22 protein-coding genes, 1 tRNA gene and 3 pseudogenes are annotated in these 18,507 nt (G+C 57.5%); 18 read left to right on the top strand and 8 right to left on the bottom strand.

From position 1 onward, the window contains the following. Nucleotides 1-29: 29 nt before the first annotated feature. Nucleotides 30-1,040, top strand: a complete 1,011-nt coding sequence (locus tag PMI32_RS10720) for a DNA-binding protein (protein ID WP_008031075.1) — start codon at nucleotides 30-32, stop codon at nucleotides 1,038-1,040. On the opposite strand, the gene gorA is transcribed toward PMI32_RS10720, so the two are convergent. Next, the gene (gene gorA, locus PMI32_RS10725; protein WP_008031072.1) at nucleotides 1,037-2,395 is read right to left on the bottom strand and encodes a glutathione-disulfide reductase; all 1,359 of its coding nucleotides are present in this window, start codon (nucleotides 2,393-2,395) and stop codon (nucleotides 1,037-1,039) included. The two genes, PMI32_RS10720 and gorA, sit on opposite strands and share 4 nt — an antisense overlap. A 131-nt stretch (nucleotides 2,396-2,526) precedes the next feature. Then, entirely contained in the window at nucleotides 2,527-3,366 is an 840-nt protein-coding gene (gene galU, locus PMI32_RS10730) for a UTP--glucose-1-phosphate uridylyltransferase GalU (RefSeq protein ID WP_008031071.1), read from the bottom strand. 279 nt (nucleotides 3,367-3,645) lie between these two features. Here galU and PMI32_RS10735 point away from each other — a divergent pair, with 279 nt between their 5' ends. Both PMI32_RS10735 and PMI32_RS0128965 read left to right on the top strand, forming a co-directional pair. Continuing rightward, nucleotides 3,646-3,834: a hypothetical protein gene (locus tag PMI32_RS10735; protein ID WP_008031068.1), complete on the top strand. Its 189-nt coding sequence runs from the start codon at nucleotides 3,646-3,648 to the stop codon at nucleotides 3,832-3,834. A gap of 142 nt (nucleotides 3,835-3,976) precedes the next feature. Continuing rightward, nucleotides 3,977-4,258, top strand: coding sequence for a hypothetical protein (locus PMI32_RS0128965; protein WP_008036896.1), 282 nt, complete (start codon nucleotides 3,977-3,979; stop codon nucleotides 4,256-4,258). Between the two features lie 11 nt (nucleotides 4,259-4,269). Here PMI32_RS0128965 and PMI32_RS10740 read toward each other — a convergent pair whose 3' ends face one another. After that, nucleotides 4,270-4,500, bottom strand: a complete 231-nt coding sequence (locus tag PMI32_RS10740; RefSeq protein ID WP_008031064.1) for a hypothetical protein — start codon at nucleotides 4,498-4,500, stop codon at nucleotides 4,270-4,272. A gap of 72 nt (nucleotides 4,501-4,572) precedes the next feature. After that, the gene (locus PMI32_RS10745; RefSeq protein WP_008031063.1) at nucleotides 4,573-4,932 is read right to left on the bottom strand and encodes a hypothetical protein; all 360 of its coding nucleotides are present in this window, start codon (nucleotides 4,930-4,932) and stop codon (nucleotides 4,573-4,575) included. A 212-nt stretch (nucleotides 4,933-5,144) separates the two neighbouring features. Here PMI32_RS10745 and PMI32_RS10750 point away from each other — a divergent pair, with 212 nt between their 5' ends. From PMI32_RS10750 to ada, 5 genes are all read left to right on the top strand, one after another. After that, entirely contained in the window at nucleotides 5,145-5,447 is a 303-nt protein-coding gene (locus PMI32_RS10750; protein WP_008031060.1) for a DUF1883 domain-containing protein, read from the top strand. A 34-nt stretch (nucleotides 5,448-5,481) separates the two neighbouring features. Next, the gene (locus tag PMI32_RS30405) at nucleotides 5,482-5,652 is read left to right on the top strand and encodes a hypothetical protein (RefSeq protein ID WP_162130704.1); all 171 of its coding nucleotides are present in this window, start codon (nucleotides 5,482-5,484) and stop codon (nucleotides 5,650-5,652) included. A gap of 125 nt (nucleotides 5,653-5,777) precedes the next feature. Next, the gene (locus tag PMI32_RS10755) at nucleotides 5,778-6,485 is read left to right on the top strand and encodes a 2OG-Fe(II) oxygenase (protein ID WP_008031058.1); all 708 of its coding nucleotides are present in this window, start codon (nucleotides 5,778-5,780) and stop codon (nucleotides 6,483-6,485) included. Further along, entirely contained in the window at nucleotides 6,475-7,155 is a 681-nt protein-coding gene (gene alkB / locus PMI32_RS10760) for a DNA oxidative demethylase AlkB (RefSeq protein ID WP_032828873.1), read from the top strand. The genes PMI32_RS10755 and alkB overlap by 11 nt, the downstream gene beginning before the upstream one ends. A gap of 86 nt (nucleotides 7,156-7,241) precedes the next feature. Further along, the gene (ada, locus tag PMI32_RS10765) at nucleotides 7,242-8,306 is read left to right on the top strand and encodes a bifunctional DNA-binding transcriptional regulator/O6-methylguanine-DNA methyltransferase Ada (protein WP_008031054.1); all 1,065 of its coding nucleotides are present in this window, start codon (nucleotides 7,242-7,244) and stop codon (nucleotides 8,304-8,306) included. Between the two features lie 47 nt (nucleotides 8,307-8,353). Here ada and acuI read toward each other — a convergent pair whose 3' ends face one another. Then, nucleotides 8,354-9,337 (bottom strand): acrylyl-CoA reductase (NADPH), encoded by a 984-nt coding sequence (gene acuI, locus PMI32_RS10770; protein ID WP_008031053.1) that lies wholly within the window; start codon nucleotides 9,335-9,337, stop codon nucleotides 8,354-8,356. A gap of 187 nt (nucleotides 9,338-9,524) precedes the next feature. Here acuI and PMI32_RS10775 point away from each other — a divergent pair, with 187 nt between their 5' ends. The 9 genes and pseudogenes from PMI32_RS10775 (at nucleotide 9,525) to PMI32_RS10810 (ending at nucleotide 15,147) form a co-directional block, all read left to right on the top strand. Continuing rightward, the gene (locus tag PMI32_RS10775) at nucleotides 9,525-10,589 is read left to right on the top strand and encodes an NAD(P)H-dependent flavin oxidoreductase (protein WP_008031050.1); all 1,065 of its coding nucleotides are present in this window, start codon (nucleotides 9,525-9,527) and stop codon (nucleotides 10,587-10,589) included. 135 nt (nucleotides 10,590-10,724) lie between these two features. Beyond that, nucleotides 10,725-11,492, top strand: coding sequence for a molybdate ABC transporter substrate-binding protein (gene modA, locus PMI32_RS10780; RefSeq protein WP_008031048.1), 768 nt, complete (start codon nucleotides 10,725-10,727; stop codon nucleotides 11,490-11,492). Then, nucleotides 11,493-12,173 carry a molybdate ABC transporter permease subunit gene (gene modB, locus PMI32_RS10785; protein WP_008031046.1) on the top strand — a complete coding sequence of 227 codons (681 nt, stop codon included), beginning with the start codon at nucleotides 11,493-11,495 and terminating at the stop codon, nucleotides 12,171-12,173. Nucleotides 12,174-12,176: 3 nt separating this feature from the next. Beyond that, the gene (gene modC, locus PMI32_RS10790) at nucleotides 12,177-13,256 is read left to right on the top strand and encodes a molybdenum ABC transporter ATP-binding protein (protein ID WP_008031044.1); all 1,080 of its coding nucleotides are present in this window, start codon (nucleotides 12,177-12,179) and stop codon (nucleotides 13,254-13,256) included. Between the two features lie 39 nt (nucleotides 13,257-13,295). After that, nucleotides 13,296-13,409, top strand: a pseudogene (locus tag PMI32_RS30695) (DNA topoisomerase IB); the annotation flags it as partial. 72 nt (nucleotides 13,410-13,481) lie between these two features. Beyond that, nucleotides 13,482-13,703 (top strand): hypothetical protein, encoded by a 222-nt coding sequence (locus PMI32_RS10795; protein WP_008031042.1) that lies wholly within the window; start codon nucleotides 13,482-13,484, stop codon nucleotides 13,701-13,703. A 115-nt stretch (nucleotides 13,704-13,818) separates the two neighbouring features. Then, nucleotides 13,819-14,049 carry a hypothetical protein gene (locus PMI32_RS10800; protein WP_008031039.1) on the top strand — a complete coding sequence of 77 codons (231 nt, stop codon included), beginning with the start codon at nucleotides 13,819-13,821 and terminating at the stop codon, nucleotides 14,047-14,049. 301 nt (nucleotides 14,050-14,350) lie between these two features. Continuing rightward, nucleotides 14,351-14,635 (top strand): hypothetical protein, encoded by a 285-nt coding sequence (locus PMI32_RS10805; protein WP_008031038.1) that lies wholly within the window; start codon nucleotides 14,351-14,353, stop codon nucleotides 14,633-14,635. A 302-nt stretch (nucleotides 14,636-14,937) separates the two neighbouring features. Continuing rightward, on the top strand, nucleotides 14,938-15,147 hold the full coding sequence (locus PMI32_RS10810) for a hypothetical protein (RefSeq protein WP_008031035.1): 210 nt from the start codon (nucleotides 14,938-14,940) through the stop codon (nucleotides 15,145-15,147). Nucleotides 15,148-15,232: 85 nt separating this feature from the next. Here PMI32_RS10810 and PMI32_RS10815 read toward each other — a convergent pair whose 3' ends face one another. Next, complete coding sequence (locus PMI32_RS10815; RefSeq protein WP_008031033.1) at nucleotides 15,233-15,583, bottom strand: hypothetical protein; 351 nt, start codon at nucleotides 15,581-15,583, stop codon at nucleotides 15,233-15,235. A 120-nt stretch (nucleotides 15,584-15,703) separates the two neighbouring features. After that, nucleotides 15,704-15,790: transfer RNA gene (locus tag PMI32_RS10820), tRNA-Leu, on the bottom strand. A gap of 441 nt (nucleotides 15,791-16,231) precedes the next feature. Between PMI32_RS10820 and PMI32_RS30690 the strand changes: the two are divergent. Beyond that, nucleotides 16,232-16,449: pseudogene (locus tag PMI32_RS30690) on the top strand (hypothetical protein). A gap of 170 nt (nucleotides 16,450-16,619) precedes the next feature. Here PMI32_RS30690 and PMI32_RS0128960 read toward each other — a convergent pair. After that, nucleotides 16,620-18,131 (bottom strand): annotated as a pseudogene (locus PMI32_RS0128960) (sensor domain-containing diguanylate cyclase). Between the last annotated feature and the right edge of the window lie 376 nt (nucleotides 18,132-18,507).

Below are 18,507 nucleotides of genomic sequence, written 5' to 3'. Positions count from 1 at the left end.
TACCACAGTACGAAATCGTAGGAGAGTTCATGGCACGCGGTGGTGTTAACAAAGCAGTGGTGCAAGCGGCACGCTTGGCAATTCTGGCTCGCGGTGAAAACCCCAGCATCGATGCAGTACGGATCGAAATGGGCAATACCGGCTCGAAAACCACTATTCACCGGTACTTGAAGGAGCTGGATGACGGCGCCGAGCCGGCAGCGCCCTCCTCCGAACCCATCGATGACGAGCTGGCAGGGTTGGTCTCGCGCCTTGCGCAACGGCTCAAAGAGCAGGCGCAGGAACCCATCGATCAGGCACGCGCGCAGTTCGAACAGCAACGAAAAGACCTGGAAAGCCAGCTGACAGACGCCCAGGAAGCCAACAGCGAATTGCAGCAGCAGTACGAGATTCAAACCCTGGCGCTGACGCAGGAGTCCGACACCCTGCAAAACACCCTGTCGATGCTGCAGACCGAGCAAACCCGCAACGCCGGAATGAACCAGGCGCTCGCTGATTTCGAGTTGCGCTTGCAAGACAAGGACGAGCAGATCCGCTCCCTTGAGGAAAAGCACCTGCACGCCCGTGACGCACTGGAGCACTATCGCAACGCCGTCAAAGAGCAGCGCGAGCAGGAACAAAGCCGCCATGAGGGCCAGGTGCAGCAGATTCAGATGGAGTTGCGCCAGGCCCAGCAAAACGCCCTGGTGCGTCAGGATGAAATCACCCAATTGCACCGCGACAACGAACGCCTGCTGACCGAAAACCGTGGCACGCTGCGCGAGCTGAGCCTATTGCAAGAACAGCTCAAGCACACCCATACCCGCCAGGATCAACTGCTGGAACAGGTCAACCGGATCGACAGCGAACGCACCCTCCTCCAGGAACGCCTGCGCGCAGCACTGCTGGAGAGCCAGTCGCTGAAGCAGAACGTCGAGGAGCAGTCGCAGATAAACAAAGCGCTGGAAATTGAATTACTGAAGACTCAGGCGAGCCTCGATGAAAGCGTGCGCCTGGCAGCGGTCATTGCGACAGCGCCAGACGCAGCCAAGGCCGATTAACCCGCGACCGGTGTACGCATGGTGACGAACTCTTCGGCGGCCGTCGGGTGCACGCCGATGGTTTCGTCGAAGTCACGCTTGGTAGCGCCCGCCTTCAAGGCAATCGCCAGACCTTGCACGATCTCGCCGGCATCCGGTCCGACCATGTGGCAACCCAACACCTTGTCGGTTTTGCCGTCCACCACGAGCTTCATCAGCGTGCGCTCCTGACATTCGGTCAGGGTCAGCTTCATCGGGCGGAAACGGCTTTCGAAGATCGCCACGTCATGGCCGGCCTCGCGAGCCTCTTCTTCCGTGAGGCCGACCGTGCCGATGTTCGGCAAGCTGAACACGGCCGTCGGGATCATCTTGTAATCCACCGGGCGATACTGCTCAGGCTTGAACAAGCGACGCGCAACGGCCATGCCTTCAGCCAGCGCAACCGGCGTGAGCTGAACCCGGCCGATCACATCGCCCAGCGCTAGGATCGACGGCTCGGCGGTCTGGTATTGCTCATCGACCTCGACGAAGCCTTTCTTGTCGAGTTTGACCCCAGTGTTTTCCAGCCCCAGGTTGTCCAGCATCGGACGCCGGCCTGTGGCGTAGAACACGCAATCCGCCTCCAGTTCGCGACCGTCCTTGAGCGTTGCCTTCAAGCTGCCGTCGGCGAGCTTTTCAATGCGCTCGATGTCGGCATTGAATTGCAGGTTCATGCCACGCTTGGTCAGCTCTTCCTGCAAGTGCTTACGCACCGCGCCGTCAAAACCGCGCAGGAACAGATCCCCGCGATACAGCAACGTGGTTTCGGCGCCCAGGCCGTGGAAAATACCGGCGAATTCAACGGCGATGTAACCGCCACCGACAACCAGCACACGTTTTGGCAGCTCTTTGAGGAAGAATGCCTGGTTGGAGCTGATCGCGTGTTCGTGCCCCGGAATCTCCGGAATCTGCGGCCAGCCGCCCGTGGCGATCAGGATGTTCTTCGCAGTAAAACGCTCGCCATTAATCTCGACCGTATTAGGATCGATGATCTTTGCGTGCCCTTCATGCAAGGTCACACCGCTGTTGACCAGCAGGTTGCGATAGATACCGTTCAGGCGATTGATCTCGCGATCCTTGTTGGCAATCAGCGTCGCCCAATCAAACTGTGCTTCGCCCGGCGTCCAGCCAAAGCCCGAAGATTGCTCGAAGTCTTCGGCGAAGTGCGCACCGTAGACCAGCAACTTCTTCGGCACGCAGCCGACGTTCACGCACGTACCGCCCAGATAACGACTCTCGGCCACAGCCACTTTCGCGCCAAACCCGGCCGCAAAACGCGCCGCTCGCACACCGCCGGAACCGGCGCCAATCACATAAAGGTCAAAATCGTAGGCCATTTTCAATCTCCTCGGCAGGCAAACAGCATACCCGCAGACGTCCGTTGGGCAAGCGCTGCAAACGATATGGGGCCGGAAAATGAAAAAGCCACCCGAAGGTGGCTTTTAAGAAACAAGCAGGTCAAACGCTATCAGTAAGCCTTGCCAGTCTTGTAGAAGTTCTCGAAGCAGAAGTTGGTTGCTTCGATGTAGCCTTCAGCACCACCGCAGTCGAAACGCTTGCCTTTGAATTTGTAGGCAATGACGCAACCGTTTTGCGCCTGCTTCATCAGGGCGTCGGTGATCTGGATCTCGCCACCCTTGCCTGGCTCGGTTTGCTTGATCAGGTCGAAGATGTCCGGGGTCAGGATGTAACGACCGATGATCGCCAGGTTCGACGGTGCGTCTTCAGGCGCTGGTTTCTCGACCATGTTGCGAACGCGGTAGAGGTCATCACCGATCAGGTCACCGGCAATTACGCCGTACTTGTTGGTTTCCTGCGGATCGACTTCCTGGATCGCAATGATCGAGCAGCGGTACTGTTTGTACAGCTTGACCATCTGCGTCAGTACGCCGTCACCCTCGAGGTTGACGCACAAGTCATCCGCCAACACCACGGCGAAAGGTTCGTCGCCGATCAGCGGACGACCGGTCAGGATGGCATGACCCAGGCCTTTCATTTCGGTCTGGCGAGTGTAGGAGAAAGAGCACTCGTCCAGCAGTTTGCGGATGCCGACCAGGTATTTCTCTTTGTCGGTGCCCTTGATCTGGTTTTCCAGCTCGTAGCTGATGTCGAAGTGGTCTTCCAGGGCGCGCTTGCCACGACCGGTAACGATGGAGATTTCGGTCAAACCGGCATCCAGAGCTTCTTCGACGCCGTACTGGATCAGTGGCTTGTTTACCACCGGCAGCATTTCTTTGGGCATGGCTTTAGTCGCTGGCAGGAAGCGAGTACCGTAACCGGCTGCTGGGAACAAGCATTTCTTGATCATAAAAGTCCTTGAAAGGGCTGTGTGTACGAGTTTCGGCGCAGTCTAATCAGGCGGCGTGCACCTTACAATGCCCCGCACTGGCTAACCGATGCCAACATAGAGAAATATTCTTGCGGATAGTTCCGCAGAACGTCGCGATGCCTCTTATAGATAGCAGATTTTCGGGGCTGCACAGGCGACAACCGAGCATGCAATCGCACCCACCCTACACCCATCAACACCGGTTGCGTGCGTTTGGCGTTATCATTGCGCAATTGAACCAGCCAACGAGGCAGATAGATGTCGGTAGCAAAAAGTGTCAACGGGTTCCTGATCAATCAGGCGAAAGACGGCCAGTGGTGGGTAGCCAGCGTCGGCGGCGAGAATATCGCCGGGCCATTCCCGACTGAAGCGTTGGCGATTGAAGTGGCGTCTGTATTGGAACTCGAACACCCGGAGCCGAAGCGTCGCGGCAAGGACAAGTCCTGATCCGGAGCCGATTTGCATGACCAAGCCCTGCCTCGCGCAGGGCTTTTTTGTGATTGGATGAAACGAAGTGGCCTTTCGCTATAACCTTTTGATGCCGGCGCTGTCACAGGCTTGGCCCCATCACCCTGACGACGACCACGACATGAATAGATTTTTGCCTTTGATTGCGATATTGGCCCTGAGTGGCTGCGCCACCTCTGAAAAGACTTACCTGGGCAATGGCGAAACAGGCCTGTCCATCGACTGCTCCGGCGAAGCCAATTCGTGGGCCTCCTGCTATGAAAAGGCCGATGCCTCCTGCGCCGGCACCGGCTATCGAATCGTCGGCACCGACGGAACCCCGTCAACCAAGGAAAGCGACAAGACCCTCGGCGTCGACGTAGGCAACTACAAAAACCGCAGCGTCGTGGTGGTCTGCAAGTAAGGCGCCCTGCCCTACATGTGAATTTCGGCGAACTTGATCCCGAGACCGCGCACGGTCTCGATCAGATCGTCGAGACGACTGAAGGATTCGACTTCATCGTTATCGTCCACCAGAAAATAGCTGCGCCCGGCGCTTTTCTTGAAAAACACGATCCATTCCCCCGGATCAGCCGGATTTTGAATCACATGGGTAGCAGAGATGTGACCCTCTGCGTGCCGTTCCCGTACCTGCTCTCGCTTCATGCTCGACTCCAGAAATGACAATGCCGCCAAAGCGTTGCTTTGACGGCATCGATGCTGACTGTCGCCAGTCTATCAGCCGGAAATGCACGCCGTGGCGGCATCGCGCACATCCATGGGGCGTAACGGCACATTGGAGATGCGCTCATGCAGCTTGATGCTGCTGCCACTGGAGCGTTCTTCGATATCAAATACAGCGGCCGGACCTGAGGAGAACTTCTGCGGCACAATGACCCGCACACCGTCTTTGCCCTGTGGCTCGACTTGCAGGGCGCCGCGACTGCTGGCCAGTTTTTCGGTCAGGCATTGTGCGTACTCATGGGGCTTCTTGCCTGAAATCACGCTCATGGTGGGCAGCGATTCGTTGATTTCCGAGACGCTCGCACAACCACTCATCGCCAACGCCAATGGCAAAACCCACGCACCCCACTTCATAAAAAACCTCCGATAAAGCCCCTCCGACAGCACAAATGCTGGTTTTCTCCGAGGCCCACTGCTTTTATCGCTCATAGAATTCCGAATAACTGTTTTTAATTGTCAAAGCGGAGCCCGACGACCGGATAATAACCCGTTCGGGCTGATAAACTGCGCCAATCGCCCATGCTATCGTTTTGATTTTGTAGAAAAAGCCCTTCTGGAGGCGCCTCATGAAATTTATCCACCAGCGCGAGCACCTCAACGAAGACGACATCGTCGTCATCCAGTGCTCGCAAATGTGCAACATCCGCTTGATGAACGACGCCAATTTCCGCAGCTTCAAAAATGGCGGCCGTCACACTTACCATGGTGGTGCATTCGACACCTTCCCGGCCCGTATTACTGCACCAAGCACCGGTTTCTGGAACATCACCATCGACACCGTCAACCGTCGGGCGATCAGCGTGACCCGCAAACCGACCTTGTCCCACTCGATCAAGATCATCCGCCGCTCCACCACGAAACTGAGCTGAGCACCGCCCGACTCGAACACAGGCAGATATGACCGTGACCCAAACAACCAAGTACGTCATCAAATACAAACTCAACGGCGAACGCCGCTTCGAATTTGCCCAGCTCGAAAACGGCACCGAAGCAGAAGCCAAAGCCGCGCTGGACGCCATTCATGGCCAGGGCGAAGACGTCATCAGCGAGATCAGCGTCAGCAAAGCGCTGTAACGGGATTCGGAGCGACAACCGGGATGTCTGCTCCGTCCGTTGAATTTGACCGCAAGCGCCGGAGTGTTCACGACGGCAGCGCTCCCTAGACTGGCCACCTCAACCCTGGGTTAAGGAGTCAGCACATGTTTAACGAGCGTACGCTCGATGCACTCGACTGGGACAGCCTGTACCAGCAACTCGATCAGGATGGCTGCGCCATCATCCGGTCATTGCTGAGTGCCGAAGAGTGTGACGAAATCAGCGCGCTCTATGCAAAACCAGAGCCTTTCCGCTCCCAGGTCATGATGGCCCGCCACGGCTTTGGCCGCGGCGAGTACAAATACTTCCGCTATCCGCTACCGGATCTCGTCTGCCGAATGCGCAATGCGCTTTACCCGCGACTGGTGCCGATTGCCAATCGCTGGTACGAGCAGATGGACTTGCCGATCCGTTTCCCTCCCGGGCACGAGGCGTTCCTTGAGCGCTGTCATGCCGCCGGTCAGGAGCGCCCTACGCCGTTGTTGCTGCAATATGGGCCACAGGACTACAACTGCCTGCATCAGGATCTGTACGGTGAACACGTTTTTCCACTGCAAGTGGCGATTCTTCTGTCAGAGCCAGGCGAAGATTTCAGCGGCGGCGAGTTTGTACTGACCGAGCAACGGCCACGGATGCAGTCTCGTCCCCAGGTGATTGACCTGAAGAAAGGTGACGGGCTGATCTTTGCCGTCAACCAACGACCAGTCAAAGGCGTTCGCGGTTTCTACCGGGTCACGTTGCGCCATGGGGTGAGTCGCCTGCACAGCGGAAAACGGCATACCCTTGGAATCATCTTTCACGATGCGACATGACCCCATGAACCCGAGCACATTCGACCTGTTTGCCGACGCCGAGCCCGAGCAGCTACCTCGGCGCGAGCAGATCGGCGAACAATCCTGCGTACTGAGAGGCTTTGCCCTGCCCTGGCTGGATCGTTTGCTGCCTGCACTGGAAGCGGTTCTGGCCGCCGCGCCGTTTCGGCAGATGGTCACGCCCGGCGGCTTCATCATGTCGGCAGCCATGAGCAGTTGCGGCACCTGGGGCTGGACCACCGACCGCAGCGGTTACCGCTACACCCGCAATGATCCGCAAACCGACGCGCCCTGGCCGGCTATGCCCGCAGTGTTTTTGGCGCTCGCACAAGCGGCGGCGCGCGAAGCCGGTTTTGCTGATTTCGTACCCGATTCGTGCCTGATCAACCGTTATGTCCCCGGCGCCAAAATGTCATTACATCAAGACAAGGATGAAGCGTCCTACGCGGCGCCGATCGTTTCGGTCTCCCTGGGCTTGCCGGCGATGTTCTTGTTTGGCGGGTTTGAACGCAGCGATAAAAGCCAGCGAGTGCCACTGTTGCACGGCGATATCGTAGTCTGGGGCGGCGTTGATCGCTTGCGTTATCACGGTGTCTTGCCGATCAAGGACGGTCAGCACCCGCGAATGGGCGAGCAACGGATCAACTTCACGTTTCGTACCGCAAAATGAATCTTCGAATTTGACCGCAAGCCCCGGAGTGCGACGACTGCGCCGGCTGGATAATCTGAATCAAACAGGTCAACGGACAAGAAGCCATGACACGCCAATCGACAAGAATCGCCACCGAAAACGATCCGCGCTGGGCCGCCGTCGTCGCACGCGATCCCCGCGCAGACGGGCAGTTTGTGTATGCCGTGAAAACCACCGGCATCTATTGCAGCCCCAGCAGTCTGGCGCGTTTGCCCAAGCCGCAGAATGTCGAATTCTTCGACACCGCTGAGCAAGCCCAGGCGGCCGGTTACCGCCCGAGCAAACGCGCGGCGAAGGATCAAAGTGACGTCGCCGCGCAACATGCCGCAACGGTGGCCGCCGCGTGCCGTCAGATCGAGACCGCAGAGCATCTGCCAGCACTGAGTGAACTGGCCGACGTGGCGGGCCTGAGCAGCTTCCACTTTCACCGAGTGTTTAAAGCCGTGACCGGGCTGACGCCCAAGGGTTACGCCACGGCCCATCGTTCACGCAAGGTTCGCCAACGTTTGATCGATGGAGGCTCGGTGACCGATGCCTTGTATGACGCCGGTTTCAATTCCAATAGCCGATTTTATGAGGCGGCGGATCAATTGTTGGGGATGAAACCTGGCGACTACCGCGCCGAAGGCCAGAACAACGACATTCGGTTTGCCGTCGGCCAGTGTTCTTTAGGGGCGATTCTGGTGGCGCAAAGCGAACGCGGGGTGTGCGCGATTCTGCTGGGTGATGATCCGCACCAACTGGTGTGCGACCTGCAGGACAAGTTTCGGCGGGCCAACCTGATCGGCGCCGACCACGGGTTCGAGCAGTTGATCGCCCAGGTTGTCGGGTTTATCGAAGCGCCGGCCATCGGCCTGGACTTGCCTCTGGATGTGCGCGGCACGGCGTTTCAGGAGCGCGTCTGGCAAGCCCTGCGGGAGATTCCTGTCGGCAGCACCGCCAGCTACGCCGACATCGCGCAGCGCATCGGCTCGCCGAAAGCGGTGCGCGCCGTGGCCCAGGCCTGCGGCGCCAACAGCCTGGCGGTGGCGATCCCGTGCCATCGCGTGGTGCGCAGTGACGGCAACTTGTCGGGGTATCGTTGGGGAGTGGAGCGCAAGCGGCAGTTGTTGGAGCGCGAAAGCCAATAAATAAAAAGATCGCAGCCTGCGACAGTCGCAGGCTGCGATTTTTACTTTCAGCGATTCACATCCACCACCACACGGCCGCGCAACTGACCGGCGAGCAATCGCGGTGCCGCATCGATCGCCTCACTCAAACCGATTTCGTGGCTGATCAGCGGCAGCAAGGCAAAATCCAGATCCTTGGCCAGACGGTTCCATGCCAATACCCGCTTGGCTTTGGGTTGGGTCACGCTGTTGATTCCGGCCAGGGTCACGCCGCGCAAAATGAACGGGGCGACAGAGGCCGGAAAGTCCATGCCTTGCGCCAGACCACACGCGGCGACAGTGCCGTTGGCTTTCGTACTGCCACAGGCGTTGGCCAGGGTGTGACTGCCGACCGAGTCGATCACGGCCGCCCAACGCTCCTTGGCCAGTGGTTTTCCCGGCTCGGACAAGGTCGCGCGGTCGATGATTTCGCTGGCACCCAATTGCTTGAGGTAATCGTGCTCGGAGGTGCGACCAGTGGACGCGACCACCCGGTAGCCGAGCTTGTTCAACAGCGCGATGGCGAAACTGCCGACACCACCGTTGGCGCCCGTGACCAGAACGTCACCCTGCTCAGGCGTCACACCGTTATGTTCCAAGGCCAGGATGCTCAGCATCGCCGTGTAACCGGCCGTGCCGATCGCCATTGCCTGGGCAGCGGTGAATTCCCGAGGCAGAGGAATCAGCCAGTCGCCATTCAGGCGCGCCTTCTGTGCCAATCCGCCCCAGTGCCCTTCACCTACCCCCCAGCCATTGAGTACGACTTGATCACCGACCTTGTAGTCCGGATGCCCACTGACTTCGACAGTCCCCGCCAGATCAATGCCCGGCACCATCGGGAATTTTCGCACCACCGGGCTGCTGCCGGTGATCGCCAGACCGTCCTTGAAGTTAAGCGTGCTGTACGCCACACGCACTGTCACATCGCCCTCGGGCAGTTGATCGTCATTGATCTCTTGCAGTGTGGCCCGGTAACCGCTGTCGTCTTTGTCGATCAAAATGCCTTGGAACATTGTCGTCTCCTGTCAGATCATTCAGTTGTCGTGCTACTGGAATATCACACGGCAACCTTTTGCCGTACCCGACTTTAAGCCAATCCAGGAATGCCCCATCCTGAAACCCGATTGGCCTTGCGCCTGTCTTTGCTGATACAAGTCCCGTTCTGCTGCCCTTCCCCGTCATGACCCGGAGAACCTTGAAATGAGCCAATGGCCAGATACCCGAATCATTGATTTGCTGGGGGTCGAACTGCCGATCATCCAGGCTCCGATGGCTGGCGCAACCGGTTCGGCCATGGTGATCGCCGCGAGCAATGCCGGCGGCCTGGGCTCGATGCCCGCAGCCATGCTGACCACCGAACAGTTGCGCGAAGAATTGAAGACCATTCGCCAACACACTCAACGCCCGATCAACGTCAACTTCTTCTGCCATCAGCCGCCCGCTGCCGACGGGCAACGTGCCCGGGACTGGAAGAATCTGCTGGAACCCTACTACCGCGAACTCGGCGTGGATTTCGATGCACCGACGCCCGTGTCCAATCGCGCGCCGTTCGATAACGCGACCTGTGAAGTGATCGAAGAATGTCGCCCCGAAGTGGTGAGCTTTCACTTCGGCCTGCCGGAAAAGTCCCTGCTGGATCGCGTCAAGGCGACCGGGGCGAAAGTGCTGTCTTCGGCAACGACTGTCGAAGAAGCCGTCTGGCTTGAGCAGCATGGCTGCGACGCAATCATTGCCATGGGTTACGAAGCCGGCGGCCATCGGGGCATGTTTCTCAGCGACGATTTGAGCAGCCAGGTGGGCCTGTTCGCGCTGCTGCCGCAAATTGTCGACGCGGTGAAAGTGCCGGTGATTGCCGCTGGCGGCATTGCCGATGCACGGGGCGTGGCGGCGGCGTTTCTGTTGGGCGCGTCCGCGGTGCAGGTGGGCACGGCGTATTTGTTTACGCCGGAAGCCAAGGTCAGCGCCTCTCATCACAAGGCGTTGCGCACGGCCAAAGAAAGCGAGACTGCCGTCACCAACATTTTCACCGGCCGCCCGGCACGCGGGATTCTCAATCGCGTGATGCGCGAACTCGGACCGATCTGCGATAAAGCACCGGCCTTCCCGTTGGCAGGTGGGGCGTTGATGCCATTGCGGGCAAAGGGCGAAGCGGATTTCAGCAACCTCTGGGCCGGGCAGGCGTTCAGGTTGGGGGTTGAGATGACGACAGCAGAATTGACGCAGCGTCTGGCCCAAGACGGCTTGGCGAAACTGTTGCACCGCTAGGCACAAGACCTGTGGCGAGGCGTTTCGCCGCAATGCAATCGAGATCAACACATTCCGTTTGCAGGCAATTCGCTATATATTCCGCTATATAGCGTTTTAACCCCTCGCTGTCCCTGCCTACAACGGAGCCGTTTCATGACCATTCGTGCCTCACGTTTTGCCCCTACTTGCCTGGCGAGCCTGCTCGCTGTGTTCGCCATTGGCGCGGCCCAGGCGGACGAAGTCCAGGTCGCCGTCGCGGCCAACTTCACCGCGCCGATCCAGGCTATCGCTGCCGATTTCGAGAAAGACACCGGGCACAAACTGGTCACTTCCTTCGGTGCAACCGGCCAGTTCTATACGCAGATCAAGAATGGCGCGCCGTTCGAAGTGTTCCTCTCGGCGGACGACACCACCCCGCAAAAACTCGAAGCCGAAGGCGACATCGTCAAGGGTTCGCGCTTCACTTACGCCGTTGGCACCCTGGCGTTGTGGTCGGCCAAGGAAGGTTACGTCGATGCCAAAGGGGACGTGCTGAAAAAGAACGAATATCAGCATCTCTCCATCGCCAACCCGAAAGCCGCTCCTTATGGCCTGGCTGCCACCCAGGTTTTGGCCAAGCAGGGCCTGACCGACAAGGTCAAAGACAAGATCGTTGAAGGCCAGAACATCACCCAGGCATATCAGTTTGTCTCAACCGGTAACGCAGAACTGGGCTTTGTCGCCTTGTCGCAGATCTACAAAGACGGCAAAGTCACCAGCGGTTCGGCGTGGATCGTTCCGGCCAGCCTGCACGACCCGATCAAACAAGACGCGGTGATCCTCAACAAAGGCAAGGACAACCCGGCTGCCAAGGCGCTGGTTGACTACCTCAAAGGTCCGAAAGCCGCTGCTGTCATCAAATCCTACGGTTACCAACTCTAAATGACGCTGACGAATGCCGATTTTTCCGCCATCTGGCTGACCCTGAAACTGGCGTCCCTGACGACGGTTATCCTGCTGGTGATCGGCACTCCGATTGCGTTATGGCTTTCGCGCACCCAATCCTGGCTGCGCGGCCCGGTCGGGGCGATTGTCGCCCTGCCCCTGGTGCTGCCGCCCACGGTGATCGGTTTTTATCTGTTGCTGGCGCTGGGCCCTAACGGCTTTATCGGCCACTTCACTCAATCGCTGGGGCTCGGCACCCTGACCTTCAGTTTTGCCGGGTTGGTGATCGGCTCGGTGCTCTACTCGATGCCGTTCGTGGTCCAGCCGTTGCAAAACGCTTTTTCTGCCATTGGCACCCGCCCGCTGGAAGTGGCTGCGACCTTGCGCGCCAATCCCTGGGACACTTTTTTCAGCGTGATCCTGCCTCTGGCCCGACCGGGGTTCATCACCGCCGCGATTCTCGGTTTCGCTCACACTGTCGGTGAGTTTGGCGTGGTGCTGATGATCGGCGGCAACATCCCCGACAAGACCCGCGTGGTCTCGGTGCAGATCTACGATCACGTCGAAGCCATGGAATACGCCCAGGCCCACTGGCTGGCCGGGGCGATGCTGGTGTTCTCGTTTGCCGTGTTGCTGGCGCTGTACTCCAGCCGTAAAACCAAAGCGGGCTGGAGCTGATCGATGATTCAAACACGTCTGAAACTGAGGTATTCGGGGTTCGCCCTGAATGTGGACTTGCAACTGCCCGGCCGTGGCGTCACCGCGCTTTACGGCCATTCCGGCTCGGGCAAGACCACTTGCTTGCGCTGTATCGCGGGCCTGGAACGGGCTGAACAAGGCTTTATCCAGGTCAACGATGAAGTCTGGCAGGACAGCGACAAGAAGATTTTCGTAGCGCCGCACAAACGCGCGATCGGCTATGTCTTCCAGGAAGCCAGTTTGTTTACGCACCTGTCGGTGTTGGCGAACCTGCAATTCGGCCTCAAACGAATCCCCAGACAACAACGCCGAGTCGACATGGCGCACGCGACGGAACTGTTGGGCATCGGTCATCTGCTGGACCGCCATCCGCAGCACTTGTCGGGTGGCGAGCGACAGCGTGTCGGCATCGCCCGCGCGCTGCTCACCAGCCCGAAACTGTTGCTGATGGACGAACCGCTGGCGGCGCTGGATTCGCAACGTAAAAGCGAAATCCTGCCCTACCTGCAAAGGCTGCACGATGAGCTGGACATCCCGGTGCTGTACGTCAGCCATTCCCAGGATGAAGTGGCGCGGCTGGCCGACCACATCGTCCTGCTCAGCAACGGCAAAGCCCTGGCCAGTGGCCCTATCGGCGAAACGCTGGCCCGGCTCGATTTGCCTTTGGCCTTGGGCGATGACGCCGGCGTGGTGATCGAGGGCCACGTCAGTGCCTATGACGCCGACTATCAGTTGCTGACCTTGCAACTGCCAGGCACCGCTTTGAACATCCGCGTGACGCATACGCCGATGGACGTCGGCCAGGCTTTGCGTTGCAAGGTTCAGGCGCGCGATGTCAGCCTGAGCCTGCACAGCGCCGAGCAAAGCAGCATCCTCAACCGTCTGCCGGTGACCGTGATCAGTGAAATGGGCGCAGACAACGCCGCCCACGTGCTGATCCGCCTGGACGCGGCCGGCACACCGCTGCTGGCGCGAATCACCCGCTACTCCCGGGATCAGTTGCAGGTACATCCCGGCCAACAGCTCTGGGCGCAAATCAAAGCGGTGGCGGTGCTGGCGTAAATCCGCTGGCACGCGTCAATGGCCGTAACGGCCCCTGATGGGGCATTGGCCGAGTTACCGCGCCCGAGAACACGTAAAGGTTTGAGGGCTGAGGAAGTCGGGCTGGCGATGTATTTGGAGACGATGATCGAGGCAACTCAACCGACGAACTGACCTGTCCATTTTTTGCGCGATCACCAATGGCTTCTATAGTTGTTGTGACATGAATTAGCTTCGAGTGAAGCCATGGAAGACATTTACGTTGTCAAGCGCTGCAACAAGATCATCGTTTATGGCCGCCGAGCCGGCGAAGACCAACATCAGCCCCCTGAAGCCGCCTTCTGGTATCGCATCACCGATACCCGGACTAACGGCTACATCGGTGACGGCTACGATCTTGAAGAAAAAGCCCAACGCGCGTGCGATCAACTCAATGCCCGATCGCAAGTGGTGGCCCGACAAGGCTGAAGTCCGGGTCTATACTGAAAAATGGCTGAGGGAACAGCGAACCCATCGGCAGAAAGCTCGCTCCTAGCGGGCTTTTTGCTGCCACTGCCAGGTTTCTTGAACGGAGGTGTTTGCCATGTCCGAAAAAGAGTCCATCACCACCCTGCTCACCCTGCTCGACTCGCGCCAGGTTCGCTTGGCTGCAGCGTGCAAGGAAATCGCCGACTGGGTCGATCATCAAGGCGGGCACCCGACTGCCCTCAGGATTCGTGATCGCCTGAACGACATCGAGAAGGACACACCGCTGATTCGTAACACGCTGTCTTCGCTCAAACCTGTCGAGCCGCCGCTGCCGCGGTTCAGATGATTCGATCTGGACTCCGGACACGAGCGCACGGCCAGGACGCATGAACGGCGACGATGATCGTCACCGGGTGCGTCCTTGCCTGATCACCTGCCGCTGAATCCCAAACCCGGCCCTGTACCGGGATTTTTTTTGCCCGGTCATTTCACACAGCCTTCACAACTCACGCCTTACTGTAGCCCTACTCCTTTTGAAATATCCCTTGGCCCGCCCGCATGCGGGCCTTCTTTTTGCTCGCCTGCGCTCAACGAACGCCATCACTCGCGTGAGGTCAAACAGTCACACGTCACGAAGGAGGCGTCTGATGGTTACTCACTTCAAAGTTGCCGGGCATCTGGCCTGCGGCCACAAAGGCAGCAAGCTCACCTCAACCACTGAACTGAACCGAGTGAAATGCAGAAGTTGCCGAAACACCGATGCATACAAGGATGCACGCAAAGACCAACGCAACGCGGCACGCCGCGCCGCACGCAAAGCCAAAGCCACTCACGCTGCCAATGACTGGCGCGCAGCATGGGTCGAGCGACTTACCGCCATGGCCGGGCTGCAACGGTTGCCCCGTGGTTTTAGCGGTCAACCATTCGTTTAACAGACAGGTTCGGCGGCTGAAGCGCGTTCACTTGGCTCAGCCGCTGGCCCCATGATTTCTCGTTTCGGCGATTTCACTCTGTTCGACGCACGGCGGCTACGGGTGTCTGGGGTTGAGAACAGCCGAATAGATTATTCGACGATAACTTCCATAGCGTTGTGTGCCATTTCATTTTTGGCGATAACTTCCATAGCGTTGTGTGCCATTTCATTTTTGGCGATAAGCGTTTTCCTCAGCTAGGGTTTCTATCGCATCGATTCTGCCCCGACGATGTGGGCAGGCGCCTGATCAAGGAGGAGTAAATGACGACGATCCGTGAGGCGGAAGAAGAATACTGCCGCTGGTCCAGCCCGATCTTGCTGGAGCTCAAAGCAAGAGAACATCAGCTTGATCCGGCAGCTCGTCAGGCATTGCAAAATATATTGCGAGAAAGAAGGCTCGTTGACACCGGCAACCCTTCCGGCGCTGATCGACGCAAGGCGAATCAGCCTGCTGACAAAAGCGGCAAGTGAAAATAGTTGACCGGAAACAAACAAGGGTTTGCATCAGCTTTCGCTCGCAAACCCTTGATTTTATAAATTACGGTAAGAATCCCACTCAAGCCGGTTCGCAGGTCAGCCTCCACGACTGCTCAAACAATTCCCCAGCGTTTCGGCTTTCAAACTCTTCCTCCAGTAAAACTCTGCTTTCGCGAGGAAGTGCGATGAACCTTGAAAAACCGACCATTCCCCCGAAGCTGTTTCGGCTGTTCACCTCGCCGCAAAATACCTGGTGCCTGGAGTCAATGTTCCTGAACACCGCGGATTGAGGGTCTTTCAGATAATCCCTGACAAGGTTTTTAGCCTGGTACTCCATGTAGTAATTGAAGTACGCATACCTTGACGCGTAGGCCGCACTCGCCAGAACGATGCCCGATACCATCAGGTACTTAAGTGTCTTCCATGCCATCCTGGGCCTCGCAAGAAGATGAAGTCGGCAAAGTGATCGTTCGCAGAACACTTCGAAAAATAGCCAGGTAAAAATGAAAAAGGCCTGCGTGAGGTATCTCACGCAAGCCTTTGATATTCATGGTGCCCGAAGCCGGAATCGAACCGGCACGCCCTTACGAGCGGGGGATTTTAAGTCCCATGCGTCTACCAGTTTCGCCATTCGGGCGGTAGCGCGGTCAGGCAGTCTGATGGCTGACAAATGACGATCTGTCAGTTCTGACGCCTGTGCAGCAGAGGACGAAATATATACATCCCGTCCCGGTGAAGCAAGTTTGCAAATGCCCATTTCAAGACTAAATCTTGCAGGACAACGCAAATAAAAAAGCTCCGTAAATCATCGATCTACGGAGCTTGTTTAAAGTGGAGGCCGAGGTCGGAATCGAACCGGCGTAGGTGGATTTGCAATCCACGCCACAAAGCTAAGTAGATCAATAGCTTAGCATGCGATCAGTTCCGCAAGCTACTGATTTTTATCGACCTGAACCCCACGATTTTCAAAGAGCTAGTTTTGGGTTGCGGAGCGGATTTTCTTCCGTAGGCGCTGATCTTCATGTGATCTTCATGTGATCTTCAGCTGCTACTCTGAGCTCTCCACTGAGGATTCACGATGCCAAATTCAGACTTACTCCCTTCCCTGCTCTACAAAATAAACGAAAATCAACCGGCTCTTGAGGCCGCCATCCTTGAACTGTCCAACTGGGTCGAACAGCGCGGATCGGGCGATGTTGCCGATAACGTGCGCGGCGCCCTATATACCTATATACGATCGACAAGAATGAGGAGTTCATCAAACTAACCCTGGCCGTCCTCATGTCGCCGGAGTGAGCTCTGGCGGACGGCAATCGGCCAAGAGTAGGCATTCAAGGAACCCACAAAACCGCCAGCAATTCTGGCAGATGTGGCCTATCAAACGATGAGCATCGCAAATAGCAGACACATTAAAATATGGAGGACCATTGGTGCAGTTCCAATCTGACAGGAAGTCGACTGTGAACTCATATCACAATCGCCCCCCTCACAAACTGGTTACGTCCGAACTGCTTGGCGTTATATAGAGCCTGATCTGCCACCTCAATCAATCCTTGCAAATGGTCCAGTTGAGACCCCGTGGCTGTAGCAATCCCAATGCTCACACTTAGCCGTCCGAACGGGCTGGTGTTGTGCGCAATGTTCTCATGCTTCAAACGGTCGAGGATAAGTTGCGCCACCACCGCGGCACCATCACTGTCGGTGTCAGGCATGATGATACCCATCTCCTCTCCGCCATAACGTGCCACCAGATCTGACGGCCGCCTTACACACGCCTCGAAAATTCTGCCGACTGTCTGCAGGCATGCATCTCCTGCCACATGCCCGAGCGAGTCGTTAAAACGTTTGAAGTAATCGATATCAATCATCAGCAATGCCAACGTCGAGCCCTCACGCTGTGCTCGCCGAGCCTCCATGGCAAGGCTCTCATCAAAGCAGCGCCGATTTGCCAGGCCGGTCAGGGCATCTTTCATCGCAAGCAACTCAAGCTGCCGATTGGATGAGAGCAACTGTTGCTGAGCTCCACGTAACCTATCTTCTACCTTGGTGCGCCGACGGATATCCAGGATCAAGAACCAACCGATGAGACCGGTAAGCCCCAGTAGCCCCGTCACCACTACCGCCGACAGCAGAGCCTCCGTTCGCCACGCGCCGAGGGCTTCGCGCTTGCCGAGTGCCACGGTAGTTATGAGCGGCAGCCGGTCACTCTTTCGGAAGGCGTAGAGCCGCTCCACACCGTCCAAGCTTGAGGTAAACGACGCGGTACCGACTGATCGGTCGAGGAGATACTTTGAGTAGATAGGCGACTTGGAAAAGTTACGCCCCATGTCTTGCTTGCGGAAAGGATAGCGAACCAGCAACGTACCGTCGGTCTATGACAAGCCGATAGCTCCCTCCTGCCCTACGTCGATCGTTCCAAACAACCGCAGGAAGTTTTCTATCCCCAAGGTGACCGCCACCACGCCGGCAAACTCGCCGCCAGGACCATTGAAACGCCGGCTGACGGTGATCACCCATTCCTGATTGGAACGGCTCTGGATGGGCGGACCGATAAAGGTCTCACGGGATGGATCGTCGCGGTGATGGATGAAATAGGCACGATCAGAGCTGTTCGCCCCGGCTGGAATCGGCCGGTTGGAGGACATCAACCAGCGTCCCTGATTATCGTAGATCGTGATACCGCTGAGCTGTGGCATCAACGGTTCTTGGCGACCGACCAATGCACTCAGCCGCTGAATCTGCGTAGGTCCGCTACCTTCGATTTCCAGGCGTTCGACAAGCCCGAGCAAAAGCAGCGAGCTTTGGCGGACAATCCCTTCGGAGTAAGTAGCAAGCGCCTGGGTAAGGTTCAAGCCATGGACATCCACTTCCTCCAATGCTCGATCTCGAGAGGCCAACACCTTCCAGACAGTCAGTGACGCCAGGGAGCAACCAATAACCAACAGCAAAAGCACAACCAGGTGGGTATCACGCTTCACGTTACTACCTTATGGAAAGTCCGGTTTTCCGTTTCAACGACTATTGGGCCAATGCAATAGCTGTAGCCATTCGTCCTCTTCCTGAACAAGGAAACAAGTAGTGATTGATCGCTGCAGCAACCGATTATGGAGTGGAAAAAGGTACATTCTGCGTCACATCACAGTGTCCAGGCGATGTAACTCAGAGACATTAAGAAAGAAAGCTCACACACGGTTATACAGCGATAAGAATAAGTGCCCGCCAGATGTCCTGGGACTAGGTCATTACCTCCACCATCCTGGCTGCCGGCTATGGGTCGAAAGCTGCAGTTCCATGAGCGGCTGCCGAAAGCAGTCAGTCGTGAACGTCCGCTACCAAAAGCGGACGGTCAGTGAC

Source organism: Pseudomonas sp. GM60, from assembly GCF_000282415.1.
GTDB lineage: Bacteria > Pseudomonadota > Gammaproteobacteria > Pseudomonadales > Pseudomonadaceae > Aquipseudomonas > Aquipseudomonas migulae.
Note: the sequence above shows the minus strand (reverse complement) of the source record. Positions and strands in the feature narration are given on the sequence as shown.

Coding starts and splice junctions, on each gene's coding strand:
- PMI32_RS10720 (WP_008031075.1), top strand. CDS start 30: ATGGCACGCGGTGGTGTTAACAAAGCAGTGGTGCAAGCGGCACGCTTG.
- gorA (WP_008031072.1), bottom strand. CDS start 2,395: ATGGCCTACGATTTTGACCTTTATGTGATTGGCGCCGGTTCCGGCGGT.
- galU (WP_008031071.1), bottom strand. CDS start 3,366: ATGATCAAGAAATGCTTGTTCCCAGCAGCCGGTTACGGTACTCGCTTC.
- PMI32_RS10735 (WP_008031068.1), top strand. CDS start 3,646: ATGTCGGTAGCAAAAAGTGTCAACGGGTTCCTGATCAATCAGGCGAAA.
- PMI32_RS0128965 (WP_008036896.1), top strand. CDS start 3,977: ATGAATAGATTTTTGCCTTTGATTGCGATATTGGCCCTGAGTGGCTGC.
- PMI32_RS10740 (WP_008031064.1), bottom strand. CDS start 4,500: ATGAAGCGAGAGCAGGTACGGGAACGGCACGCAGAGGGTCACATCTCT.
- PMI32_RS10745 (WP_008031063.1), bottom strand. CDS start 4,932: ATGAAGTGGGGTGCGTGGGTTTTGCCATTGGCGTTGGCGATGAGTGGT.
- PMI32_RS10750 (WP_008031060.1), top strand. CDS start 5,145: ATGAAATTTATCCACCAGCGCGAGCACCTCAACGAAGACGACATCGTC.
- PMI32_RS10755 (WP_008031058.1), top strand. CDS start 5,778: ATGTTTAACGAGCGTACGCTCGATGCACTCGACTGGGACAGCCTGTAC.
- alkB (WP_032828873.1), top strand. CDS start 6,475: ATGCGACATGACCCCATGAACCCGAGCACATTCGACCTGTTTGCCGAC.
- ada (WP_008031054.1), top strand. CDS start 7,242: ATGACACGCCAATCGACAAGAATCGCCACCGAAAACGATCCGCGCTGG.
- acuI (WP_008031053.1), bottom strand. CDS start 9,337: ATGTTCCAAGGCATTTTGATCGACAAAGACGACAGCGGTTACCGGGCC.
- PMI32_RS10775 (WP_008031050.1), top strand. CDS start 9,525: ATGAGCCAATGGCCAGATACCCGAATCATTGATTTGCTGGGGGTCGAA.
- modA (WP_008031048.1), top strand. CDS start 10,725: ATGACCATTCGTGCCTCACGTTTTGCCCCTACTTGCCTGGCGAGCCTG.
- modB (WP_008031046.1), top strand. CDS start 11,493: ATGACGCTGACGAATGCCGATTTTTCCGCCATCTGGCTGACCCTGAAA.
- modC (WP_008031044.1), top strand. CDS start 12,177: ATGATTCAAACACGTCTGAAACTGAGGTATTCGGGGTTCGCCCTGAAT.
- PMI32_RS10795 (WP_008031042.1), top strand. CDS start 13,482: ATGGAAGACATTTACGTTGTCAAGCGCTGCAACAAGATCATCGTTTAT.
- PMI32_RS10800 (WP_008031039.1), top strand. CDS start 13,819: ATGTCCGAAAAAGAGTCCATCACCACCCTGCTCACCCTGCTCGACTCG.
- PMI32_RS10805 (WP_008031038.1), top strand. CDS start 14,351: ATGGTTACTCACTTCAAAGTTGCCGGGCATCTGGCCTGCGGCCACAAA.
- PMI32_RS10810 (WP_008031035.1), top strand. CDS start 14,938: ATGACGACGATCCGTGAGGCGGAAGAAGAATACTGCCGCTGGTCCAGC.
- PMI32_RS10815 (WP_008031033.1), bottom strand. CDS start 15,583: ATGGCATGGAAGACACTTAAGTACCTGATGGTATCGGGCATCGTTCTG.